This is a genomic window from Rhodococcus sp. WB1 (assembly GCF_001700945.1).
GTDB classification, from domain to species: domain Bacteria; phylum Actinomycetota; class Actinomycetes; order Mycobacteriales; family Mycobacteriaceae; genus Rhodococcus; species Rhodococcus aetherivorans.
In genome coordinates this window covers 1,590,310-1,612,082 of record NZ_CP015529.1, presented here as the reverse complement: position 1 = coordinate 1,612,082, position 21,773 = coordinate 1,590,310, and the positions used below count along the sequence as shown (strand labels likewise).

Genomic DNA, 21,773 nt, shown 5'->3' with positions numbered 1-21,773 from the left:
TTCGGCCGGGACATGGCTAGGCTTGGCGACCATGGCTGGAGACATCGTCCCGATCGAGCTCGGTCTCACCGACGGCGACGTCGTGACCCTCTGGGCGCCGCGGTGGCGCGAGGGCGACGACGAATGGGAGGCGTTCCTCGGCCACGGTGACGATCTGTACGCGTTCGGTGCGGTGGCCGAGCTCGTCGCGTTCGTCCGCTCCGGCGCCGACAACGACCTCGTCGAGCATCCGGCCTGGCCGGTGGTCGCGAAACTCTCCGCGGAGGAGTTCGAGCCGGACGAGAGCCATTCGTACGACCTGATCGGCGTGCCGGAACTGGTGGCGGACGACGCGGACCCGGAGTCCGTCGCCGAATTGCAGAACACGTTCGACATCGTCTCCGTCCTCGGCGACGTGTGCGAGCTCGAGTCGGTGACGAAGTTCTTCGAACGGGCGGAGATCGAGGCGCTGCTGAGCCACGGTGTCGCGGCGTTCGAGGGCCGCGAGGGCGGGGAGCTGTGGAACCGGGTCGGCTCCGCCGTCGCCGAGGACTGGGACGGGGTGATCGACGCGCTCGACGCCGTCGTGACGTCCCCCGAGGTCGACGCCGGGCTCGTCGCCGAGGCCGAGGCGGAACTCGTCGCGGCCGAGGAGAACATCGTCGAGGCCGAGGACGCCGCCGAGGAGGCGGAGGACGAGGAATACGAGTTCGTCGACGGGGACGAGAACGAGGACACGAGCTTCTGGACGGCGGTCGGAATCGACCCGGTCAAGATCATCGCCTCCGACGGCACGTGGTTCACCCTGCGCTGCTACCTCGACGACGACGCGCTGTTCCTCGGCCGCGACGGGACGATCCTCGTGTTCCCCACGGAGCGGGCGCTGGCGCGCTACCTGGCCGACCACCACGACCACGATCTGGCGGCGCTCAGCACCTACGACGACATCCGGCACGCGGCGACGGACGGTTCCCTCGAGGTCGAGGTGACGGACGAGAACGTGTACGTGCTGCCCGGGATCGCGGACGACATCGAGCACGGTACGGAGGCGGTGGACGCCGATCAGCTGGATCTGGCGGTCGAACTGTTCACCGACGCCGCGAACTACGCCGAGGACGACAGCACCGACGCCGCGCTGGCCGGGTCGACGGAGCTGGGCTGGTTCGTCAACTACGTGCTCGAGCCGGATCCGACGCGGCTCGCGCCCAGCGCGCCGTTCACCGCGGAGGCCGAGGCGTGGCGGGCTCTCGAGCGGGAGTTCGAGACCCGGCTGCACAAGCACTGATCGTCCGGCGGAGCACCCGCCCGACCACCGGCGGGGCGAACAGCGTCCCGGGCGGATCCACCATCGCCGCGACGCGGAAGAATGCGCGGACCACCTCGGGATCCTGCGCGGCGGCGGCGTGGACGAGCGGCAGGTAGCGGTTGGCCAGGCGCACTTTCGCGCTGCGCCGGCCCTCGACCTGCGGCCAGGCGAGGTCGCCGCCGGTGGCCATGTCCCAGGGCACGTCGACGACCTTCGCCATATCCCGGAACCATCGATGCGGGTCCGGCTCCCGGCCGCCCTTCAGGTGTTCGGCGAGCAGCCCGGCTTCGAACGCCGCGACGCTCATTCCCTGCGCGTAGATCGGGTTGAAACTGCATGCGGCGTCGCCGGTCACCAGCAGTCCCTCCGGCAGCCGCCGGCACCGTTCGTAGCGCTGCCGCCGACTCGCCGGAAAGTGGTACGACCGGGGCGCGTCGAGCGGCTCGGCGTCCCGGATCGCGTCGTACACGTCCGGGCGGGGCAGGGACCGCAGGAAGTCCACCCAGCCGTCCGGCGAGGACGGGGGCCGGTGCCCGAGCATGCCCACCGCCGTCACGAGGCAGCGACCGTTCTCGATCGTCTGGATGGCGGCACCGCGCGGGTACGGCGGCGACGGCGCGAGCAGAATCCCCAGGTCGCCACCCATGAGTGCCGGATCGGAGGCGTAGGTGCGCGTGACGTACGTGAGGTCGACGCGCACCTCCTCCCGCTCGGGCGGGTGGTATCCGAGCCGCTCGAGCCACGCCGGGGTTCGCGAACCACGGCCGGTGGCGTCGACGACGAGATCGGCGTCGAGAACCTCCTCGACGCTGCCGTCCGCCCGGCGGAGCACGCGCACGCCGGTGACCTTTCGGCCGTCCCGGCTCACGGTCAATCCCAGCGCGTCGCAGCGATCGACGATCCGCACTCCGGGACGTGCGGCGACGCGGGACCGCACCCGATGTTCGAGATTCGGCCGGCTCGCGCTCACCGCCGTCAGGTCGCTCTCCGCCTGCCGGAGGCGGTGGCCACCGAGATACCAGCGCACGTCGCCGCACTGGTCCACCATCGGTGCACCGTCGCCGGCGAGATCGGCGGTGAGCCCGGGCAGCAGTTCCTCCATCGCGCGCATCCCGCCGGCCACCAGCACATGGATGTGCCGACCCTGCGGTACGCAGCGCCGTGCCGCGGCACCGTCCGGCAGTCTGTCGTGATCGATCACCACCACGTCCGAGTACGCATCCGACAACACCCGCGCGGCGAGCAGACCGGCCGTTCCCGCGCCGAGGACCACGGCGCGATCACCGATACGTGTCACCATTTCCGGCACCTCCTCGTTCGAGTGCGAGAAGCATGCGTCCGGAATCTGCTCGGTCACCAGTCCGTTCGGTGCTCGGTTGTGCTCACTGCCGGCGGCCGTACACCTCCTGGTCCCACAGCCACGACACGATCCGCTCCACCCCGGTGGCCAGGTGCCTCCGATAGGTGCTGAACGGCAGTCCGAGCGCTGCCGCGGCCGACTCCTGGGTCGCCGCCGGCCGCAGATACGTACGGTCCACGGCCCGCAGCAGTTTGTCGTCGCGGGGATGGTCGGCGAGGGTGGCGACCGCGTCGCGCAGCACCTGCTCGAGCAGCGCGACGTCGGGTTCACCGGCGCCGGCCCGGTCGTGGAGCACCCGGGTGCGCAGCAGGGGATTGCGGGCGAGCAGAGCGTGCTGCCGCAGGTCGTGCAGGCCCTGCTTGACCGACTGCGCGAACTCGGGTTGGGAGAGTACGAGCAGCACGGGTGCGCTGGGCACCGGCGGCGACGGACCGCGGGCCAGCGCCCGTTCCGTCACCCGTTCGAGCCAGGCGCCGACCGGGACGCGCCGGAAATCGTGGGCGAACAGGCCGAATCGGCGGGGACCGACGACGAAGTCGCCGCCGTCGACCCGTGGGAGGTCGGCGACGGCGAAGTAGTCGTCCCACCGGTCCGGCTCGGCCAGGACGAGCACGTCGTAGGCGAGGCCCCGGGTGGTGAGGTATCGCTGCATCGTGAGGATCGGGACCGCGTTGAGCGTCGGCGAGGGATCCTGGTACGTCTCCCGGTCCACGACGAATCGGGTCTGGGTGACGACGTCGCCCTCGCGCACCGGCGTGCCTCGCCGCGCGGCCCGCCATGCCGCCGCGGCCCCGGGGTCGCGGTCCCGGTCCTCTTCGGAGGCGCGGGTGAGGTCCAGCAGCCCGATCACTCCGCGGACGGTTCCGTCCGGGCAGCGCAGAACGAAGAAGCCGTCCGGTTGCCGGTCGAGCCACCGCTGCGCGAGCCGGGCGGACTCGGCTCCCTCCGCGGTCCGGATCAGCTCGACGACCGCCGCGTGCTCGGCGGCGGTGGCGGGTTCCGGATAGTACCGGCCCCAGCTCTCCCACTGCACCGGCGAGAGCACGCCGGCGAGGTGACGGAACACGAACTTCAGGTCGAAGATCGCCTGTTGTTGCCGTCGGCCGGTCGCCGAGTCGAGGGTTCGGTGGATGTGCCGCCACACCCGGCGGAAGACGTCGGCATAGCTGTCGGCGTCCCGCCACCACAGGTCGGCGTCGATGACGTCCCGAGCCAGGTCGTGGGGATGGAGGCCGTCGGCCCCGGTCTCGACGAACGAGAGGCCCCGAAGCCACCGGAATGCGTCGTGGGCGCAGTCGTCGCCGGTGCCCAGCGCGTCCCGCAGGAGCGATTCGGTGGTCACGCGTGCGAGTGCGCACACTTCCAGGGCCCGGCGATGCACGGTGCCCGGTTCCTCGTCGACGAACCGGCGCAGCAGCGTCCCCACGAGGTCGGGACTCAGCGGATCCGCGTCGGCACGTCCGCCGCGGAGCACCGCGTCGGCGAGCAACGACAGCGCCAGCGGATGGCCGTGTGCCACGCGGCAGAGGCGGTCGTGCAGGTCGTCCCGGACCCCGACGGCGCGCAGGTAGTCGACGCTCTCCCGGGGTGCGAGATTGCGCATCGACACCACCCGCAGCAGATCGCCCCATGCGAGGTCCGAGCGCCACTGCGGCGACGGCGGACTCCGCCCCGCGATCACGGTCACCGCGCTGTCCGGCAACCGCGGCAACAGATCCCGGCGGATCCAGCCGTCGATCGGTGCGAGTGCCTCGTACGTGTCGATCACCATCACCAGCCGTTGCCCGGAGGCGGTGGCGATTCGATCCGCGTCCAGGTCGAGATGCTCCGCCAACGAGGCGAGCACGGCGGCCGGGGCGGGAACGAGGTCCCGCCCGTCGAGACGCACGAGGACCGAACCGGCCCCGACGGCGAGATCGGCCACCTCGTCGAGCAGGCTCGTCTTACCGATCCCTCCGGGCCCGTACAGGTACAGCACCGAGAACGGGGGCCGGGGCGAGTCGAGGGCGGCACGTACGAGTTCGAGCTCGGCCGAACGACCGACGAACCGACGCCACCGGCGCGCGGCGAGCACGTCGCCGAGAGTTGCCGAGGGCGGGACGCGATCGCCCATACCTCGACCCTACGAGGTGAGGTTCGCCGAGGGTACTGTCCGACGAGGGGACTGTCAGCCGATCAGGACGGCGTAGCCGGGCTTGATCACGTCGTCGATGAGCTCGAGCCGCTGGTCGAACGGCAGGAACGCGGACTTCATCGCGTTGATCGTGAACCGCTCCAGGTCGGACCATCCGTACCCGAACGTCTCGACCAGCCGCATCATCTCCTTGCTCATCGTCGTGTCGCTCATCAGGCGGTTGTCGGTGTTGACGGTGACCCGGAACCGCAGGCGCGCCAGCAGGCCGAACGGATGCTGCTCGAGGGTGTCGACGGCGCCGGTCTGCACGTTCGAACTCGGGCACAGCTCGAGCGGGATCCGCTTGTCGCGGACGTAGTTCGCCAGCAGGCCGAGGGTGGCGGCGCCGTCCGCGGCGACGGTGATGTCGTCGACGATGCGCACGCCGTGGCCGAGGCGGTCGGTGCCGCAGAACGCGATGGCCTCGTGGATGGACGGCAGCCCGAAGGCCTCCCCCGCGTGGATCGTGAAGTGCGCGTTGGCGGCGCGCATGTACTCGAAGGCGTCGAGATGCCGGCTCGGTGGGTAGCCGGCCTCGGCACCGGCGATGTCGAACCCGACGACGCCGCGGTCGCGGAACCGCACCGCGAGTTCGGCGATCTCCCGGGACCGGGCCGCGTGCCGCATCGCGGTGAGCAGCAGCCGCACCCGGATCGGCTGGGCGCCGGAGGCCTCCACCGCGGACTCCCCCGACCGGAACCCCTCGAGCACGTGCTCGACCACGGAGTCCAGGTCCAGCCCCCGCTCGAGATGCTGCTCGGGAGCGAAGCGGACCTCGGCGTAGACGACGCCGTCGGCGGCGAGGTCGAGCACGCATTCGCGGGCTACCCGCTCGAGGCCGTCCGGGGTCTGCATGACGGCCACGGTGTGCGCGAACGTCTCGAGGTACCGCTCGAGCGAGCCGCTGTCGGCCGAGTCCCGGAACCAGCGCGCCAGCTCGGGTTCCGTGCCGGCCGGCAGCCGGTAGCCGCAGGCATCGGCCAGCTCGAGTACGGTTCCCGGCCGCAGACCGCCGTCGAGGTGGTCGTGCAGAAGCACTTTCGGCGCGGTCCGCAGCGCGGATTCGGTCAGTGTCGTCGTCGCCGGCTCCGTCATGCCCCGACGGTAGTCGGCTAGGCGGTGATCCGCTCGACGACGAGCGGCCGTGTCGCCGGCGTGGAGTCGGAGATGTGCACGCCCTCACCGAGCGTCGCCATCGCGGCGGGGAACTTCGCCGGGGTGTCGGTGTGCAGGGTGGCGATCGCGTCCCCGGCGCGGACCCGGTCCCCCGGCTTGACGTGCAGCTCGATCCCCGCCGCGGCCTGCACGGGTTCGCCCTGCCGTTCGCGGCCGGCGCCGAGCCGCCACGCGGCCACACCCACCGCCATCGCGTCGAGTTCGGCGAGCACGCCGTCGCCGGGTGCGCGCAGCACCTCGGTGTGCCGGGCGACCGGCAGGGGCGCGTCGGGGTCGCCGCCCTGCGCGGCGATCATCGCGCGCCACCGGTCCATGGCGGTGCCGTCGCGCAACTTGTCCGCGGGGTCGACGTCGTCCCGGCCGACGGCGGCGAGCATCTCGCGGGCGAGGGCGAGGGTCAGCTCGACCACGTCGGGCGGGCCGTCGCCGGCGAGCACCTCGACGGCCTCCCGCACCTCGAGGGCGTTGCCCGCGGTCCGGCCGAGCGGGACGTCCATCCGGGTGAGGAGCGCGACGGTGTGCAGCCCTTCGTCCTCGCCCAGCTCGACCATGGTGCGGGCGAGTTCCCGGGCGTCGCCGAGGTCCTTCATGAAGGCCCCGGAACCGACCTTGACGTCGAGGACGAGGGCGCCGGTGCCCTCGGCGATCTTCTTGCTCATGATCGAGCTGGCGATCAGGGGGATGGACTCGACGGTGCCGGTGACGTCGCGCAGGGCGTAGAGCCGGCGGTCGGCCGGGGCGAGGTCGGCGCCGGCCGCGCAGACGACGGCGCCGACCGCCGGGTCGGCGAGGATTTCGGCGATCTCGGCGATGCTCAGCTCGGCGCGCCAGCCCGGGATCGATTCGAGCTTGTCGAGGGTGCCGCCGGTGTGGCCGAGTCCGCGGCCGGAGAGCTGCGGCACGGCGACGCCGCAGGCGGCGACGAGCGGGGCCAGCGGAAGGGTGATCTTGTCGCCCACACCGCCGGTGGAGTGTTTGTCGACGGTGGGCAGGCCCAGGCCGGTGAAGTCCAGCCGCCGGCCCGAGTCGATCATGGCGGTGGTCCAGCGGGCCGTCTCGGCGCGCGTCATGCCCCGGAAGTAGACGGCCATCGCGAGGGCGGCCATCTGCTCGTCGACGACGACACCACGCGTGAACGCCTCGATGATCCAGTCGATCTCGGCTCCGCTGAGCTCCTTGCCGTCCCGTTTGCGGGTGATGATGGACAGGGCGTCAGGCACGGTCGGCACCTCCCGCCTCGCGCACCGCGTCCAGGTCACCGGGGCCGAACGCGTCGGGCAGCAGCTCGGAGATGGGGCGCGGACCGCGGCGCGTGTCGACCTCGAGCTCGGGGCCGCCGTGTTCGAGGAGGATCTGCCGGCAGCGTCCGCACGGGCTCAGGACGGCCCCGCGGGCATCGCAGACGGCGACGGCCCGCAACCGCCCGCCACCACCGGAAATCAAGTTACCGACCAGTACACATTCGGCGCACAGACCCACTCCGTGTGAGACATTTTCCACATTGCATCCGACGACGATCCGTCCGTCGTCCACCAGCGCCGCGGCCCCCACGGGGAATCGGGAGTAGGGCGCGTACGCGCGGCCCATCACCTCATGTGCTTTGGCGCGCAAGGTTTTCCAGTCTACGTCCGGCATGGTTGTCCATCCTGTCACGGTGGCCGATTCCACGGTTCACCGGCCCGGCCGGGCCAGATCACAGTTGGAAAGGCAAACCTAACTTGTTATTTGGAGGCCGTACGAACCGCTACTCGAATTAGTTCCCGACTTTCGGATAGGACTAAAGTCGGTCCAAGTCGGTTCAGGTTCACGTCGAGCCCGTGCTGCGGAATCCCCCAGAGGCTGGAGAGGCTCGACGCGTCCACCATTGACGTTGGAGGCACAGCACTCGATGAGCAGCACGACTGAAGCCGCTCCCGCACCGGGGCGCACACGGTCGCTTTACCGGGGAGACCCGGGCATGTGGTCCTGGGTTCTGCACCGGATCACAGGCGTGGCGACATTCTTCTTCCTTTTCGTTCACGTCCTGGACACGGCACTCGTCCGGGTCAATCCCGAGACCTACGACAGTGTCATCGAGACCTACAAGAATCCCGTCGTCGGTCTCATGGAGCTCGGGTTGGTGGCGATGGTGCTCTACCACGCCCTCAACGGCCTGCGCGTGATGCTCGTGGACTTCTGGTCCAAGGGCCCGCAGTACCAGCGGGTGATGCTCTGGACGATCCTGGCGATCTGGTTCGTGGTGATGATCCCCGCCGCCGGTCGCATCTTCTACAACATGTTTGCGGGGCACTGACATGAGCGCAGCGACGAAGAATTGGGCACTGACATGACTGAAGCGAAGACTCTGGGCACGGCGTACGACCGCCCGGCCAGCCTGGACAACCCGCGCTCCCCGCGCCGCGCCGCGAAGAACAACTTCGAGCTCTACGCGTGGCTGTTCATGCGCCTGTCCGGCCTTGCACTGATCATCCTGGTGCTCGGCCACCTGTTCATCATGCTGATGCTGGACGAGGGCGTGCACCGCATCAACTTCGCGTTCGTCGCCGGCCGCTGGTCCAGCCCGTTCTGGCAGTTCTGGGACCTGACGATGCTCTGGCTCGCCCAGCTGCACGGCGGCAACGGCCTGCGCACGGTCATCGCGGACTACTCCCGCAAGGACTCGACCCGATTCTGGCTCAACACGATCCTGGTCGTGTCGATGATCCTGATCATGGGCCTGGGCACCTATGTGATCTTCACCTTCGACCCCAACATCGTTGCGAGCTAGGGGAGCTACGACTTCATGCAGGAACATCGTTATGACGTGGTCATCGTCGGTGCCGGCGGCGCCGGCATGCGTGCGGCCATCGAGGCCGGCCCCCGCGCCCGCACCGCAGTTCTGACCAAGCTCTACCCCACCCGCAGCCACACCGGCGCCGCCCAGGGCGGCATGTGCGCCGCCCTCGCGAACGTCGAGGAGGACAACTGGGAGTGGCACACCTTCGACACCGTCAAGGGTGGCGACTACCTGGTCGACCAGGACGCGGCGGAGATCATGGCCAAGGAGGCCATCGATGCGGTGCTGGACCTCGAGAAGATGGGGCTTCCGTTCAACCGCACGCCCGAGGGCAAGATCGACCAGCGCCGGTTCGGTGGCCACACCCGTGACCACGGCAAGGCCCCGGTGCGTCGCGCCTGCTACGCGGCCGACCGCACCGGCCACATGATCCTGCAGACGCTCTACCAGAACTGCGTCAAGCACGACGTGGAGTTCTTCAACGAGTTCTACGCGCTCGACATCGCGCTGACGGAAACCCCCGAAGGCCCCGTCGCGACCGGCGTCATCGCGTACGAGCTCGCCACCGGCGAGATTCACGTCTTCCATGCCAAGTCGATCGTGTTCGCGACCGGAGGCTCGGGCCGCATGTACAAGACGACGTCCAACGCGCACACCCTCACCGGTGACGGCATGGGCATCATCTTCCGCAAGGGCCTGCCGCTCGAGGACATGGAGTTCCACCAGTTCCATCCGACGGGACTCGCGGGCCTGGGCATCCTGATCTCCGAGGCCGTGCGCGGCGAGGGCGGCATCCTCCGCAACGCCGACGGCGAGCGCTTCATGGAGCGCTACGCCCCCACCATCAAGGACCTCGCGCCCCGCGACATCGTCGCCCGCTCGATGGTGCTCGAGGTGCTCGAGGGCCGCGGCGCCGGCCCGAACAAGGACTACGTCTACATCGACGTGACCCACCTCGGTGAGGACGTCCTCGAGGAGAAGCTCCCGGACATCACCGAGTTCGCCCGCACCTACCTCGGCGTCGACCCTGTCACCGAGCTCGTGCCGGTGTACCCGACCTGCCACTACGTGATGGGCGGCATCCCCACCAAGATCAACGGTGAGGTGCTGCGCAACAACGAGGACGAGGTCCCGGGCCTCTACGCCGCCGGCGAGTGCGCCTGCGTCTCCGTCCACGGCGCCAACCGCCTCGGCACCAACTCGCTGCTCGACATCAACGTGTTCGGCCGCCGCGCCGGCATCGCGGCCGCCGAGTACGCGAACACCCACGACCACGTGGACCTGCCGGAGGACCCGGCCCGCAACGTCGTGGAGTGGCTCGAGCGGATCCTGGGTGCCGGTGGCAAGGAGCGCGTGGCGGACATCCGCAGCGAGCTGCAGCAGTCCATGGACAACAACGCCTCGGTGTTCCGCACCGAGGAGACGCTCAGCAAGGCGCTCGAGGACATCCACGCCCTGAAGGAGCGGTACAAGAACATCACCGTCCAGGACAAGGGCAAGCGCTACAACAGCGACCTGCTCGAGGCCGTCGAGCTGGGCTTCCTGCTCGAAATGGCCGAGGTCACCGTCGCCGGTGCGCTCAACCGGAAGGAGTCGCGCGGCGGCCATGCCCGCGAGGACTACCCGACGCGCGACGACGAGAACTTCCTCAAGCACACCATGGCCTACAAGGAGGGGACGGAGCTGATCTCCCCCATCCGCCTGGACTACAAGCCGGTGGTGCAGACCCGCTACGAGCCGATGGAGCGGAAGTACTGATGACAACCCTCGAGAAGAACGAAGCCGACGTCTCGAACCTGCCTCCCGTGCCAGAGGGTGCCACCATGGTCACCCTCAAGATCGCGCGGTTCAACCCCGAGGACGGCAAGGGTCAGCACTGGGACAGCTTCCAGGTTCCGGCGCTGCCGTCGGACCGCATGCTCAACCTGCTGCTGTACGTGAAGGGCTACCTCGACGGCACCCTCACGTTCCGCCGCAGCTGCGCGCACGGCGTGTGCGGCTCGGACGCCATGCGGATCAACGGCGTCAACCGCCTGGCCTGCAAGATCCTGATGAAGGACATGCTGCCCAAGGACGGCAAGCCGGTGACCATCACCGTCGAGCCGATCCGCGGCCTGCCGGTCGAGAAGGACCTCGTCGTCGACATGGAACCCTTCTTCGACGCGTTCCGCGCGGTGAAGCCGTTCCTCATCGCCACCGGCAACGAGCCGACCCGCGAGCGGATCCAGTCGCAGGCCGACCGGGCCCGCTTCGACGACACCACCAAGTGCATCCTGTGCGCGTGCTGCACCACCTCGTGCCCGGTGTACTGGAACGACGGCAGCTACTTCGGCCCCGCCGCGATCGTCAACGCGCACCGGTTCATCTTCGACAGCCGTGACGAGGGTGCCGCCGAGCGCCTCGACATCCTCAACGACGTCGAGGGCGTGTGGCGCTGCCGCACCACCTTCAACTGCACCGACGCGTGCCCCCGTGGCATCCAGGTGACGAAGGCGATCCAGGAGGTCAAGCGCGCGCTGCTGTTCGCCCGCTGATCTGCTTCTGCTCCACGGTGAAGGTTCCCGTCACCCGGTTCCACCGGGCGACGGGGACCTTCACCCGTTTCAGGGAACCACCACGCCGCGGCCGCGGATGCTGCCCTCGCGCAGCCGCCGGTACGCCGCCGGCCCCTCGTCGAGGGTGAACGTCTCGGTGTGGATGTCCAGCCGGCCGGCGCGGGCCAGCGCGACGACCTCCATCAGTTCCGACCGGGTGCCCCAGTACGGGGTCACGACGGAGGCGCCGAACGGGATCATGAAGAACCCGACCTTGGCGTGTGCGCCGGCGTGGATGCCCACGACCGAGATGTGCCCGTCGACCGCGACCACCTGCTGCGCCGTGTCGATCGTCGACTGGGCGCCGACGAAGTCGAACACCGCCGTCGCGCCCTGACCGCCGGTCAGTTCCCGGATCGCGGCCGCCGCACCGGCGCCCGACTTCACCGCCGCGTCGGCGCCGACCTCGCGGGCGAGGGCGAGACGGTCGTCGTCGAGGTCGACGGCGATCACGCGGGCCGCGCTGACGGCGCGCAGGATCTGGATGCCGACGTGGCCGAGCCCGCCGACACCGATGACGACGGCCGTCGAGCCCGGCCCCAGCAGCGGCAGGACCCGGGAGATCGCGTGGTACGGCGTCAGACCGGCGTCGGTGAGCGGCGCCGCGGCGACCGGGTCGAGGTCTCCGATCGGGACGAGGTGGCGCGCCGAATCGACGATCATGTACTCGGCCATCGACCCGGGCGAGCCGAGACCGGGTGGCGTGATGCCCAGGTCGGCGGCGCGGGTGCAGTAGTTCTCCCGGCCGCGCGCGCAGGCGTGGCACGCACCGCAGCCCCACGGCCCGTACACGGCGACGGCGTCCCCCACCCCGAATCCCGTGACGCCCTCGCCGAGTTCGGCGACGGTGCCGACACCCTCGTGGCCGAGGGTGAGCGGCAGGCCGTAGGCGTACTGCGCCGCCGGCATGTCCATCACGAAGATGTCCGAGTGGCACAGCCCGGCCGCGGTGACCTTCAGCAGGATCTCACCCGGCCCGGGCGTCGGGGTGGGGATGTCGACAACGACCGGCTCGGAGCCGATCTCGGTGTACTGGACGGCTTTCATGCGCCCGACTCTACGGCCGGGGGTGCGTGCCCGCCCGATACTGCAGCGAATCTTCCGCTGCGCGACGCCGGCCGTTCCGGCCCCGGACGTCAGGCGACACGGACGAGCATCTTGCCGACGTTGCGCCCGCGCATCAGGTCGAGGAAGGCATCGACCGAGTTGTCGATCCCGTCGACGATCGTCTCGTCGAACACCACGTCGCCGGCGGCGAGCCACGGCCCCATCTTCGCCGCGAATTCGGGGAAGAGGTGGGTGTAGTGGCCGAGGGTGAAGCCCTGCAGGGTCAGGCCGCGGGTGATGATGTTGGCCATGTTGTCCGGCCCGGGCGTGCGCTCGGTGTTGTTGTACAGGGCGATCGCGCCGCACAGGGCGGCCCGGCCACCGTCGCGCAGGACGTCGAGCGCGGCTTCGAGGTGGTCGCCACCGACGTTGTCGAAGTACACGTCGATGCCGTCGGGTGCCGCACGGCGGAGCTGGCGCCGCACGGGCGCCGACTTGTAGTCGAACGCGTCGTCGTAGCCGTAGCGCTCGGTGAGCATCGCGACCTTGTCCGCGGATCCGGCGGAGCCGAGCACGCGGGTCGCGCCCTCGAGCCGGGCGATCTGTCCGACGGCGGTGCCCACGGCGCCCGCGGCCCCGGAGACGAAGACGGTGTCGCCCGGCTGCATGCGGGCGATGTGCATCAGGCCGACGTAGGCGGTCAGTCCCGTCAGGCCGAGGATGCCGAGGTACGCGGAGTTCGGGACGCCCGGAAGCTCGTCCACCACGCGGAAGGCCGCGGCGTCGCCCTGCGCGACGTCGCGCCAGCCGAGGTCGTGCAGCACGACCGAGTCGACCGGGTGGGCCGGCGACGTCGACTCCACGACGCGGCCGACCGCGCCGCCGGTCATGGTCTCCCCCAGCGCGAACGGCGGGATGTAGGACTTGACGTCGTTCATCCGCCCCCGCATGTAGGGATCGACCGAGACGAACTCGTTGACGACGCGGACCTGGTTGGGTCCGAGGTCGGGCAGATCGACCGTCGCGGTGCGGAAATCGTCGTGTGTCGGCCAGCCGACGGGGCGTCGGACCAGCTGGATCTGGGTACTCGAGGTCACAGGGCGTGAACCTTCCTCACGTGCCGAGCCGCCGGGAGCTGTCCCCGGGCGCCTCCGAAGTATTGAACTGACCGTTCCAATATATACTGGAACGGTCTTTGCACAACGGGGAACGGAAGGGCACATGGGACGGCCACCGGAGTTCGACACCGCAGACGTCGTGGAACGGGCACGGGATCTGTTCTGGGACAAAGGCTTCGAGGCCACCTCCGTCCCCGAGCTCGAGCGGGCGACGGGGCTGAACCGGTCGAGCCTCTACAACGCCTTCACCAGCAAGCGCGGATTGTTCGACGCCGCCGTCCGCGACTACCTCGACCGCGTGGTGCGACCCCGGCTGCGCGTCCTCACCGACGAGCCCACCGCGCCCGATGCCGCGGCACGCTACTTCCGGGCACTGGCCCGCACCGTGGCCGCCCTGCCGGACGACTCGCCGCGCCGCGGCTGCCTGCTGCTGAACAGCACCGCCGGCCTTGCGGCCCACGACGAGACGCAACGCGCGGTCGTCACCGCCTACCGCGCCGAACTGACCACCGCGTTCACGCACGCGCTGCGCGCCCTCGACCCCGCCGCCGACGACGAGGCGCTGGCCCGCCGGGTACGGGTGCTGGCGTCGCTGTCGCTGAGCACGCTGCTGCTCGCCCGCGTCGACCGCGACGAGGCGGTCGCTACCGCCGAAGCCGCGATCGCACAGCTCGACGAATGGCGCGCGAGCGCTCGCTGAGCAGGACCCCGCCGAGGGCCCCGGCACCGACGAGCGCCAGACCGCCGCGCAGGCCGGGCCCCTCGTGCACCTCCACCCGCGGCGTGATCCGAGCCAGCTCCGGCGGCGGCACGTGGGCCATGACCAGATTCTCCTTGGACGATGCCGCCCACGCCGTGGCGAACAACACCATCCGGGCGGTCAGGTTCGCGAAGACCAGCACGCCGAGGATCGGGCCGAACGCCACCCCGGCGGGGCCGCTGGTGACCCGGGAAAGGTAGATCGAGCCGACCTGCTTGAACACCTCGAACGCCACGGCGGCGAGCAGGCCGGCCCGCATCGCGCTGCGGAAGGTGACGGGCTCCCGGGGCAGCCGGGCGATCACCCAGGTGAACAGCAACCACGTCGCGCACACGGCGATGGCGATCGTCGCCACCGTCAGCGCCACCCCGATGCCGGGCACGTTCTCGAGCCGCAGCACCCCGACGAAGAGGTCCATGACGGGGCCGCTGCTGGCGGCCGACAGGGCCAGCGACGCCACGATGGCGAGGCCCAGGCCGAGGAGGGTCAGCGCGTCGTTGACCTTGGTGCGCACGAACCCGTCCTTGACATGCGGATGGTCCCACATCGCCGTGAGCGCGTCCCGCAGGTTGGTGATCCAGCCGATCCCCGCATACGCGGCGGTGAGCAGGCCCAGTGTTCCGACGGCGCTGCGGGAGGCGATCGCGGAGTCCACCAGACCCTGCACCGTCGCACCGAGTTCGCCGGGGATGTTCTGGGCGATCGCGGTCTGCAGCTGCTCGAGGGTCTCGGGCCGGCCCGCGAGCACGAAACCGGCCACCGAGAACGACAGCATCAGGATGGGAATCAGGGACAGCACACTGAAATACGTGATCCCCGCGGCGTAGTAGTCGCCCTTCTGCTCCTGGTACCGCAGGCCGGCCCGCACCAGGTGGTCGAGCGACGGATGCGCTGCTCGTTGCCGGTCGACGAATCCCGGTTTCGACGGTTCGGTGGAATCGTCGGCCATCGGTGGGCAACTCCTTCCGCGTTCCGTCGCCCCGGGCTGTGTGCGGGGCACGCCCCCGGCTACTTGCGGGGCAGGAATCCCACCCTGTCATAGACCTGCCCGAGTGTCCGGGAAGCCACCTCGCGGGCTTGGTCGGCGCCGGTCGACAGGATGCGCAGCAGTTCCGCCTCGTCGGCGAGGTACTCGTCGACCTTCGCCTGCAGCGGCACGACGAACTCGGTGAGCACCTCCGCGGTGTCGGCCTTGAGGTCGCCGTACCCCTTGCCCGCGTAGCCGGCGACGAGTTCGTCGACCGGCCGGCCGGACAGGGCGGCCTGGATGGTGAGCAGGTTGCTCACGCCGGGCTTGTTCTCGAGGTCGAAACGGATCTCGCGCTCGTTGTCCGTCACCGCCGACTTGATCTTCTTCGCCGACACCTTCGGATCGTCGAGCAGGTTGATCAGACCGGCCGGGGTGGCCGCGGACTTGCTCATCTTCGCAGTGGGGTTCTGCAGGTCGTAGATCTTGGCGGTGCCCTTGATGATCTGCGGCTCGGGAACGACGAACGTCTTGCCGAACCGGGTGTTGAACCGCTGAGCGAGATCACGGGTCAGCTCGAGGTGCTGGCGCTGGTCCTCCCCCACCGGCACGCGCTGCGGGCGGTACAGCAGGATGTCCGCCGCCATCAGCACCGGGTAGGTGAACAGGCCGACGCTGGCGTGCTCGGTCCCCTCCTTGGCGGACTTGTCCTTGAATTGCGTCATCCGGCCGGCCTCGCCGAAACCGGTGATGCAGCTCAGAACCCACGCCAGCTCGGCGTGCTCGGGCACCTGGCTCTGGACGAACAGCACCGACCGATCCGGGTCGATGCCGACGGCGAGCAGCTGAGCGGCGGCGCGGAGGGTGCGCCGGCGCAGCCCCTTCGGATCCTGCGGCACGGTGATCGCGTGCAGATCGGGGATGAAGTAGTAGGCGTCGAACTCGTCCTGCAACGGAACCCACTGTTGCAGCGCGCCGAGGAAGTTCCCGAGGTGGAACGAGTCGGAGGTCGGCTGGATACCCGACAGCACCCGGGGCCGGGCGGTCGGCGCGGTGGTGTTCTGTTCTGCAGTGCTCGCCATGGTTGTCGATACTTTCACGTGCGCGGAGAGCCGCTCGCGGGAGGTCGGCTCCGATCGGCGGATCCGCCCGGATCAGCGGAACTGCACGGTGACCGGGGCGTGGTCCGACCACCGCTCGGCATAGGTGGCGGCACGCTCGACGCGGGCCTCCTTCGCCCGCTCGGCCAGTTCCGCCGTCACGAGGTGGTAGTCGATCCGCCAGCCGGCGTCGGTGTCGAACGCCTTGCCCCGGTAGGACCACCACGAGTACGGGCCGTCGACGTCCGGGTGCAGGGCGCGCACCACGTCGACCCAGCGGCCGTCGGCGAGCAGCGTGTCGAGCCACGCGCGCTCGCTCGGCAGGAATCCGGACTTCTTGACGTTGCCCTTCCAGTTCTTGATGTCGCGTTCGGTGTGGGCGATGTTCCAGTCCCCGCACACCACCATGTGCCGGGCCGCGGCCCCGGCCTCGGCGGCGCGGTGGTTCAGGTGCGTGGCGAACGACGCCATGAACCGCTCCTTCTCCTCCTGCTTCGGGGTGCCGGCCTCGCCGGTGGGTAGGTACAGGCTGCCGACGGTCACGTCCCCGAAGTCGGCCTCGACGTACCGGCCGGAGGCCGCGAACTCGTCCTCGTCGAACCCGATGCGCGAGGCGTCGGCCGGGCGCCGCGACAGGATCGCGACCCCGGCACGGCCCTTGGCCTCCGATTCGGCGGACACCACGTACCACCCGGCGTCGAGGGCGGGCGCGATCGCCGCGTGGAACTGCTGCTCGGTGGCGCGCACCTCCTGCAGGCACACGATGTCGGCCTGCGCGGTGGCCAGCCACGCGAGCAGGCCCTTGCCGGCGGCGGCACGGACGCCGTTGACGTTGACGGTGGTGATGACGTGAGGCACGACGGTCACCGTAGCCGACGGGCCGGACCCGAAACGACGACGGGACGCCCCGGTGGGGGGCGTCCCGTCGTGTGCGGTCCGTGCGTCAGGCGCGGGCCTTCTGGAGGTTCTCGTCGAGCGCGGCGAGGAACTCCTCGGTGGTCAGCCATGCCTGCTCGGGGCCGATGAGCAGGGCGAGGTCCTTGGTCATCTGTCCCGCTTCGACGGTCTTGATGACGACGTCCTCGAGCTGCTGGGCGAAGTCGATGACCTCGGGGGTGTTGTCGAGCTTGCCGCGGTGCTCGAGGCCACGGGTCCAGGCGAAGATCGACGCGATCGGGTTGGTCGACGTCGGCTTGCCCGCCTGATGCTGCCGGAAGTGCCGGGTGACGGTTCCGTGCGCGGCCTCGGCCTCGACGGTCCTGCCGTCCGGGGTCATGAGCACGGACGTCATCAGGCCCAGCGAGCCGTAGCCCTGCGCGACGGTGTCGGACTGGACGTCGCCGTCGTAGTTCTTGCAGGCCCAGACGTAGCCACCCTCCCACTTGAGCGAGGAGGCGACCATGTCGTCGATGAGGCGGTGCTCGTAGGTCAGGCCCGCGGCGTCGAACTCGGCCTTGAACTCTTCCTCGAAGATCCGCTGGAACTCGTCCTTGAACATGCCGTCGTAGGCCTTGAGGATCGTGTTCTTGGTGGAGAGGTAGACCGGGTAGTTCTGCTGCAGACCGTAGGACAGCGAGGCCCGCGCGAAGTCCTGGATGGACTTCTTGTAGTTGTACATCCCCATGACGACGCCGCCGTCCTCGGGGATATGGCACACCTCGTGCTGGATCGGCTCGCTGCCGTCCTCCGGCGTGAAGGTGATGGTGACGGTGCCCGGGCGGTCGACCTTGAAGTCGGTGGCGCGGTACTGGTCACCGAAGGCGTGACGGCCGACGATGACCGGCTTGGTCCAGCCGGGCACCAGGCGGGGCACGTTGGAGATGATGATCGGGGCACGGAAGATGGTGCCGCCCAGGATGTTACGGATCGTGCCGTTGGGCGAGCGCCACATCTTCTTCAGGCCGAACTCCTCGACCCGGGCCTCGTCGGGAGTGATGGTGGCGCACTTGACGCCGACGCCGTGCTTCTTGATGGCGTTGGCTGCGTCGACGGTGACCTGGTCGTCGGTTGCATCGCGGTGCTCGATGCCGAGGTCGTAGTACTCGAGATTCACATCCAGGTAGGGATGGATCAGCTTGTCTTTGATGAACTGCCAGATGATGCGGGTCATCTCGTCGCCGTCGAGTTCGACGACCGTTCCTTCAACCTTGATCTTGGACATGTGCGCTTCGCGTCCTCCTAGGAAGTGTCCCTGGTCCCAAGTCGATCGCACTTTGTGGGTGCGATCGTGGTCGGCTCAATGAACCATTTATGGCGTGCTCACACGTGCGGAACACGATCCAAACAAGACGAGCGTACTGCTATCGACCCGGTCCGCCAAGCGGGCCCCGGGCTACCGGCGGGTAACTTTCGCCTGCTCAGGCGCCTCCCGCCGGCAGGTATGGGTCGCCTACCGAAGCATCCGTTCGAGCCGCTAGACTCGCGCCAGGTCATGAGTACCAGCGTGAAGCCCCGGCTTGCTGGTCGGCAACCCTCCGGCCAGGGTGGGGTGCTCCGGGTGATGACCCGGTCGTCCGGCGCCACGCCGCACGACAAGCCGGTCCGATGGAGGTATTCGTCATGAGGGTTGTGATCATGAGCTGTCGCCCCTAGCCGCCCCGACCTCCCGACCACGGCCAGAAGGACATCATGACCGACAGCGAGAACACCCGGCGCGAAGACGGCTGGAGCTTCGAGACCAAGCAGATCCACGTGGGCCAGCCCGGCGGCGGCGACACCCGCGCCCGCGCCCTGCCGATCTACCAGACCACCAGCTACACCTTCGACAGCACCGACCACGCCGCCGCCCTGTTCGGCCTCACCGAACCGGGCAACATCTACACCCGCATCATGAACCCCACCCAGGACGCGGTCGAACAACGCATCGCCGCCCTCGAAGGCGGCGCCGCCGCCCTGCTGCTGTCCTCCGGCCAGGCCGCCGAAACCTTCGCCGTGCTCAACCTCGCCGCCGCCGGCGACCACCTCGTCTCCAGCCCCTACCTCTACGGCGGCACCTACAACCTGTTCCACTACACCCTGCCCCGACTCGGCATCGAGGTCACCTTCGTCGACGACCCCGACGACCTCGACCAGTGGCGCGCCGCGATCCGCCCCACCACCCGCGCCTTCTACGGCGAAACCATCGCCAACCCCAAGAACCACCTCCTCGACCTGCCGGGCATCTCCGGGGTGGCCCACGAGCACCACCTGCCGCTGATCGTCGACAACACCGTCGCCACCCCCTACCTGATCCGCCCCCTCGAGCACGGCGCCGACATCGTCGTGCACTCGGCCACCAAATACCTCGGCGGCCACGGCACCGCCATCGCCGGCGTCCTCGTCGACGGCGGCACCTTCGACTGGACCGCCACCGGCCCCGACGGCACCGCGCGGCACCCCCAGTTCGTCACCCCCGACCCCAGCTACCACGGCGTGGTCTACGCCGACCTCGGCGCCCCCGCCTACGCCCTCAAGGCCCGCGTGCAACTGCTGCGCGACCTCGGCGCCGCGGTCTCCCCGTTCAACGCCTTCCTCATCGCCCAGGGCCTGGAAACCCTGTCGCTGCGCATGGAACGGCACGTCGCCAACGCCGCCCGCGTCGCCGAGTTCCTCACCACCCGCCCCGAGGTCACCGCGGTGTCCTACGCCGGCCTGCCCTCCTCCCCCTGGTACCGGCGCGGCCGGCAGCTCGCCCCCCGCGGCACCGGCGCCATCGTCACCTTCGAACTCGCCGGCGGCGTCGACGCCGGCAAGAAGTTCGTCGACGCACTGACCCTGCACAGCCACGTCGCCAACATCGGCGACGTCCGCTCGCTGGTCATCCACCCCGCCTCCACCACCCACTCCCAGCTCACCGCCACCGAGCAACTCGCCGCCGGCGTCACCCCCGGCCAGGTCCGCCTCGCCGTGGGCATCGAAGGCATCGACGACATCCTCGCCGACATCACCACCGGCCTCGAGGCGGTCGCGTCTTGACGGCGCGCGTCGACCGGCGCCACGTGGAGCTGCCGCCGGAGGACGGCCGTCTGGGCACGGTCGACATCGGGCCGCTGGCGCTGGAGAGCGGCGCGACCCTGCCCGACGTGACGGTGGCGGTGCAACGGTGGGGCAGGCTGTCGCCGACCCGCGACAACGTCGTCCTCGTCGAACACGCCCTCACCGGGGACTCGCACGTGACCGGCCCCGCCGGGCCCGAGCACCCGTCGCCGGGCTGGTGGTCCGGGATGGTCGGTCCCGGTGCGCCGATCGACACCGACCGGTGGTGCGTCGTGGCGACGAACGTGCTGGGCGGCTGCCGCGGCACCACCGGGCCCGGTTCGACCGCCCCGGACGGCAAGGCGTGGGGCTCCCGGTTCCCCGGCATCACGGTGCGCGACCAGGTCGCCGCCGAGGTCGCCCTCGCCGACGCGCTCGGCATCGACAGGTTCGCCGCCGTGACCGGAGGGTCCATGGGCGGCATGCGGACGCTCGAATGGATCGTCGGATATCCGGAACGGGTGCGGGCGGCCCTGGTCCTGGCGGTGGGCGCCCGCGCCACCGCCGACCAGATCGGCACCCAGACCACGCAGATCGCCGCAATCACCGCCGACCCGGACTGGCAAGGCGGGGACTACTACGGAACCGGACGGGTGCCGCGGGCCGGACTGGGCATCGCACGGCGGATCGCGCACCTGACGTACCGGACCGAGGGCGAGCTCGACACCCGCTTCGCCAACTCCCCCCAGGGGAGTGAAAACCCTTGGAACGGTGGCCGATACGCGGTGCAGAGCTACCTGGAGCACCAGGCCGACAAGCTCGTCGCCCGCTTCGATCCCGGTACCTACGTGGCGCTCACCCAGGCGATGAACCGGCACGACGTCGGGCACGGCCGGGGCGGCGTGGCCGCCGCGCTCGGATCCACCCCGGTGCCGACGATCGTCGCCGGCGTGGACTCCGACCGCCTGTACCCGCTGCGGCTGCAGCAGGAGATCGCCGACGGGCTGCCCGGCTGCGACGGGCTGCGTGTCCTCGAGTCCCGGGACGGTCACGACGGCTTCCTCACCGAGGCCGACGCCGTCGCCAAGCTCCTGTCCGAGCTCGTCACCCTCGCGCGGGGCTGAGAAGCGCGTGCCGCCGGGCCGCCGAGGCCCGGCGGTTCAGCCGGTGCCGAGAGGATCGATCGAGACCGCCAGGGCGATGATGAGACCGCCTACCACGAGGAGCGCGGACACGTCGAAGGTCCGGCTGCGCACGGCGAGCACGCCGACCAGGTCCTCGGGCACCCACAGGCGCAGCAGGCCGGCGAGCAGGGTGGCGCTGCCGAAGACGAACGCACCGCGGCGCCACCGATCCGCCACGACGAGGATCACCGCCGCGGCGATGACGACCGTCACCGCCAGCAGCGGCAGATTCCGCCGGGCCAGACGCACCCAGCGCTCCGCGCCGGCCAGTTGCACCAC

20 protein-coding genes and 1 riboswitch are annotated in these 21,773 nt (G+C 69.9%); of the genes, 8 read left to right on the top strand and 12 right to left on the bottom strand.

Annotated features, from left to right (window positions below):
- The first annotated feature begins 31 nt into the window (after positions 1–31).
- A complete protein-coding gene (locus tag A4U64_RS07090) occupies positions 32–1,264 on the top strand; it encodes a hypothetical protein (RefSeq protein ID WP_006939675.1) in 1,233 nt (410 codons plus the stop codon).
- On the opposite strand, the gene A4U64_RS07085 is transcribed toward A4U64_RS07090, so the two are convergent.
- The 5 genes from A4U64_RS07085 to A4U64_RS07065 all read right to left on the bottom strand — a co-directional run bounded on the left by A4U64_RS07085 (position 1,197) and on the right by A4U64_RS07065 (position 7,629).
- Positions 1,197–2,585 (bottom strand): NAD(P)/FAD-dependent oxidoreductase, encoded by a 1,389-nt coding sequence (locus A4U64_RS07085; RefSeq protein WP_198163405.1) that lies wholly within the window; start codon positions 2,583–2,585, stop codon positions 1,197–1,199. The genes A4U64_RS07090 and A4U64_RS07085 overlap by 68 nt on opposite strands.
- 82 nt (positions 2,586–2,667) lie before the next feature.
- Positions 2,668–4,758: an AAA family ATPase gene (locus A4U64_RS07080; RefSeq protein ID WP_065922369.1), complete on the bottom strand. Its 2,091-nt coding sequence runs from the start codon at positions 4,756–4,758 to the stop codon at positions 2,668–2,670.
- Between the two features lie 54 nt (positions 4,759–4,812).
- On the bottom strand, positions 4,813–5,913 hold the full coding sequence (locus A4U64_RS07075; RefSeq protein ID WP_065922368.1) for an adenosine deaminase: 1,101 nt from the start codon (positions 5,911–5,913) through the stop codon (positions 4,813–4,815).
- A gap of 17 nt (positions 5,914–5,930) precedes the next feature.
- Positions 5,931–7,214, bottom strand: coding sequence for a thymidine phosphorylase (locus A4U64_RS07070; RefSeq protein WP_065923429.1), 1,284 nt, complete (start codon positions 7,212–7,214; stop codon positions 5,931–5,933).
- Positions 7,207–7,629, bottom strand: coding sequence for a cytidine deaminase (locus tag A4U64_RS07065; RefSeq protein ID WP_044476117.1), 423 nt, complete (start codon positions 7,627–7,629; stop codon positions 7,207–7,209). The genes A4U64_RS07070 and A4U64_RS07065 overlap by 8 nt, the downstream gene beginning before the upstream one ends.
- 322 nt (positions 7,630–7,951) lie before the next feature.
- On the opposite strand from A4U64_RS07065, the gene sdhC reads away from it, so the two are divergent.
- From sdhC to A4U64_RS07045, 4 genes are read left to right on the top strand one after another with little or no spacing between them, the layout of a single operon-like run.
- Complete coding sequence (gene sdhC / locus A4U64_RS07060; protein ID WP_029544726.1) at positions 7,952–8,287, top strand: succinate dehydrogenase, cytochrome b556 subunit; 336 nt, start codon at positions 7,952–7,954, stop codon at positions 8,285–8,287.
- 33 nt (positions 8,288–8,320) lie between these two features.
- Positions 8,321–8,761 (top strand): succinate dehydrogenase hydrophobic membrane anchor subunit, encoded by a 441-nt coding sequence (locus tag A4U64_RS07055; protein ID WP_029544728.1) that lies wholly within the window; start codon positions 8,321–8,323, stop codon positions 8,759–8,761.
- A gap of 15 nt (positions 8,762–8,776) precedes the next feature.
- Positions 8,777–10,528 (top strand): succinate dehydrogenase flavoprotein subunit, encoded by a 1,752-nt coding sequence (gene sdhA / locus A4U64_RS07050; protein WP_006939688.1) that lies wholly within the window; start codon positions 8,777–8,779, stop codon positions 10,526–10,528.
- Positions 10,528–11,304: a succinate dehydrogenase iron-sulfur subunit gene (locus A4U64_RS07045; protein WP_003935736.1), complete on the top strand. Its 777-nt coding sequence runs from the start codon at positions 10,528–10,530 to the stop codon at positions 11,302–11,304. The genes sdhA and A4U64_RS07045 overlap by 1 nt, the downstream gene beginning before the upstream one ends.
- A 69-nt stretch (positions 11,305–11,373) precedes the next feature.
- Here the strand turns inward: A4U64_RS07045 and A4U64_RS07040 are convergent, their stop codons facing one another.
- The gene (locus tag A4U64_RS07040) at positions 11,374–12,411 is read right to left on the bottom strand and encodes an NAD(P)-dependent alcohol dehydrogenase (RefSeq protein WP_065922367.1); all 1,038 of its coding nucleotides are present in this window, start codon (positions 12,409–12,411) and stop codon (positions 11,374–11,376) included.
- An 89-nt stretch (positions 12,412–12,500) separates the two neighbouring features.
- The gene (locus tag A4U64_RS07035; protein ID WP_006939692.1) at positions 12,501–13,508 is read right to left on the bottom strand and encodes an NADP-dependent oxidoreductase; all 1,008 of its coding nucleotides are present in this window, start codon (positions 13,506–13,508) and stop codon (positions 12,501–12,503) included.
- A 124-nt stretch (positions 13,509–13,632) separates the two neighbouring features.
- On the opposite strand from A4U64_RS07035, the gene A4U64_RS07030 reads away from it, so the two are divergent.
- Positions 13,633–14,229 (top strand): TetR/AcrR family transcriptional regulator, encoded by a 597-nt coding sequence (locus A4U64_RS07030; RefSeq protein ID WP_029544730.1) that lies wholly within the window; start codon positions 13,633–13,635, stop codon positions 14,227–14,229.
- Here A4U64_RS07030 and yhjD read toward each other — a convergent pair.
- The 4 genes from yhjD to A4U64_RS07010 form a co-directional block, all read right to left on the bottom strand.
- Positions 14,174–15,238: an inner membrane protein YhjD gene (gene yhjD, locus A4U64_RS07025; protein WP_043801408.1), complete on the bottom strand. Its 1,065-nt coding sequence runs from the start codon at positions 15,236–15,238 to the stop codon at positions 14,174–14,176. The genes A4U64_RS07030 and yhjD overlap by 56 nt on opposite strands.
- Positions 15,239–15,297: 59 nt before the next feature.
- Complete coding sequence (gene trpS, locus A4U64_RS07020) at positions 15,298–16,338, bottom strand: tryptophan--tRNA ligase (protein ID WP_006939694.1); 1,041 nt, start codon at positions 16,336–16,338, stop codon at positions 15,298–15,300.
- A 72-nt stretch (positions 16,339–16,410) separates the two neighbouring features.
- Positions 16,411–17,214 (bottom strand): exodeoxyribonuclease III, encoded by an 804-nt coding sequence (locus A4U64_RS07015; RefSeq protein ID WP_029544732.1) that lies wholly within the window; start codon positions 17,212–17,214, stop codon positions 16,411–16,413.
- Between the two features lie 85 nt (positions 17,215–17,299).
- Positions 17,300–18,517, bottom strand: coding sequence for an NADP-dependent isocitrate dehydrogenase (locus A4U64_RS07010; RefSeq protein ID WP_006939696.1), 1,218 nt, complete (start codon positions 18,515–18,517; stop codon positions 17,300–17,302).
- Positions 18,518–18,783: 266 nt separating this feature from the next.
- Positions 18,784–18,899: riboswitch (SAM riboswitch) on the top strand.
- A gap of 85 nt (positions 18,900–18,984) precedes the next feature.
- Between A4U64_RS07010 and A4U64_RS07005 the strand changes: the two genes are divergently transcribed.
- Both A4U64_RS07005 and metX read left to right on the top strand, forming a co-directional pair.
- Positions 18,985–20,310 (top strand): bifunctional o-acetylhomoserine/o-acetylserine sulfhydrylase, encoded by a 1,326-nt coding sequence (locus A4U64_RS07005; protein ID WP_029544734.1) that lies wholly within the window; start codon positions 18,985–18,987, stop codon positions 20,308–20,310.
- Positions 20,307–21,434 carry a homoserine O-acetyltransferase MetX gene (gene metX, locus A4U64_RS07000; protein WP_029544736.1) on the top strand — a complete coding sequence of 376 codons (1,128 nt, stop codon included), beginning with the start codon at positions 20,307–20,309 and terminating at the stop codon, positions 21,432–21,434. Before A4U64_RS07005 ends, metX begins: the two co-directional genes overlap by 4 nt.
- 36 nt (positions 21,435–21,470) lie before the next feature.
- On the opposite strand, the gene A4U64_RS06995 is transcribed toward metX, so the two are convergent.
- Entirely contained in the window at positions 21,471–21,773 is a 303-nt protein-coding gene (locus A4U64_RS06995) for a DUF3017 domain-containing protein (RefSeq protein WP_029544738.1), read from the bottom strand.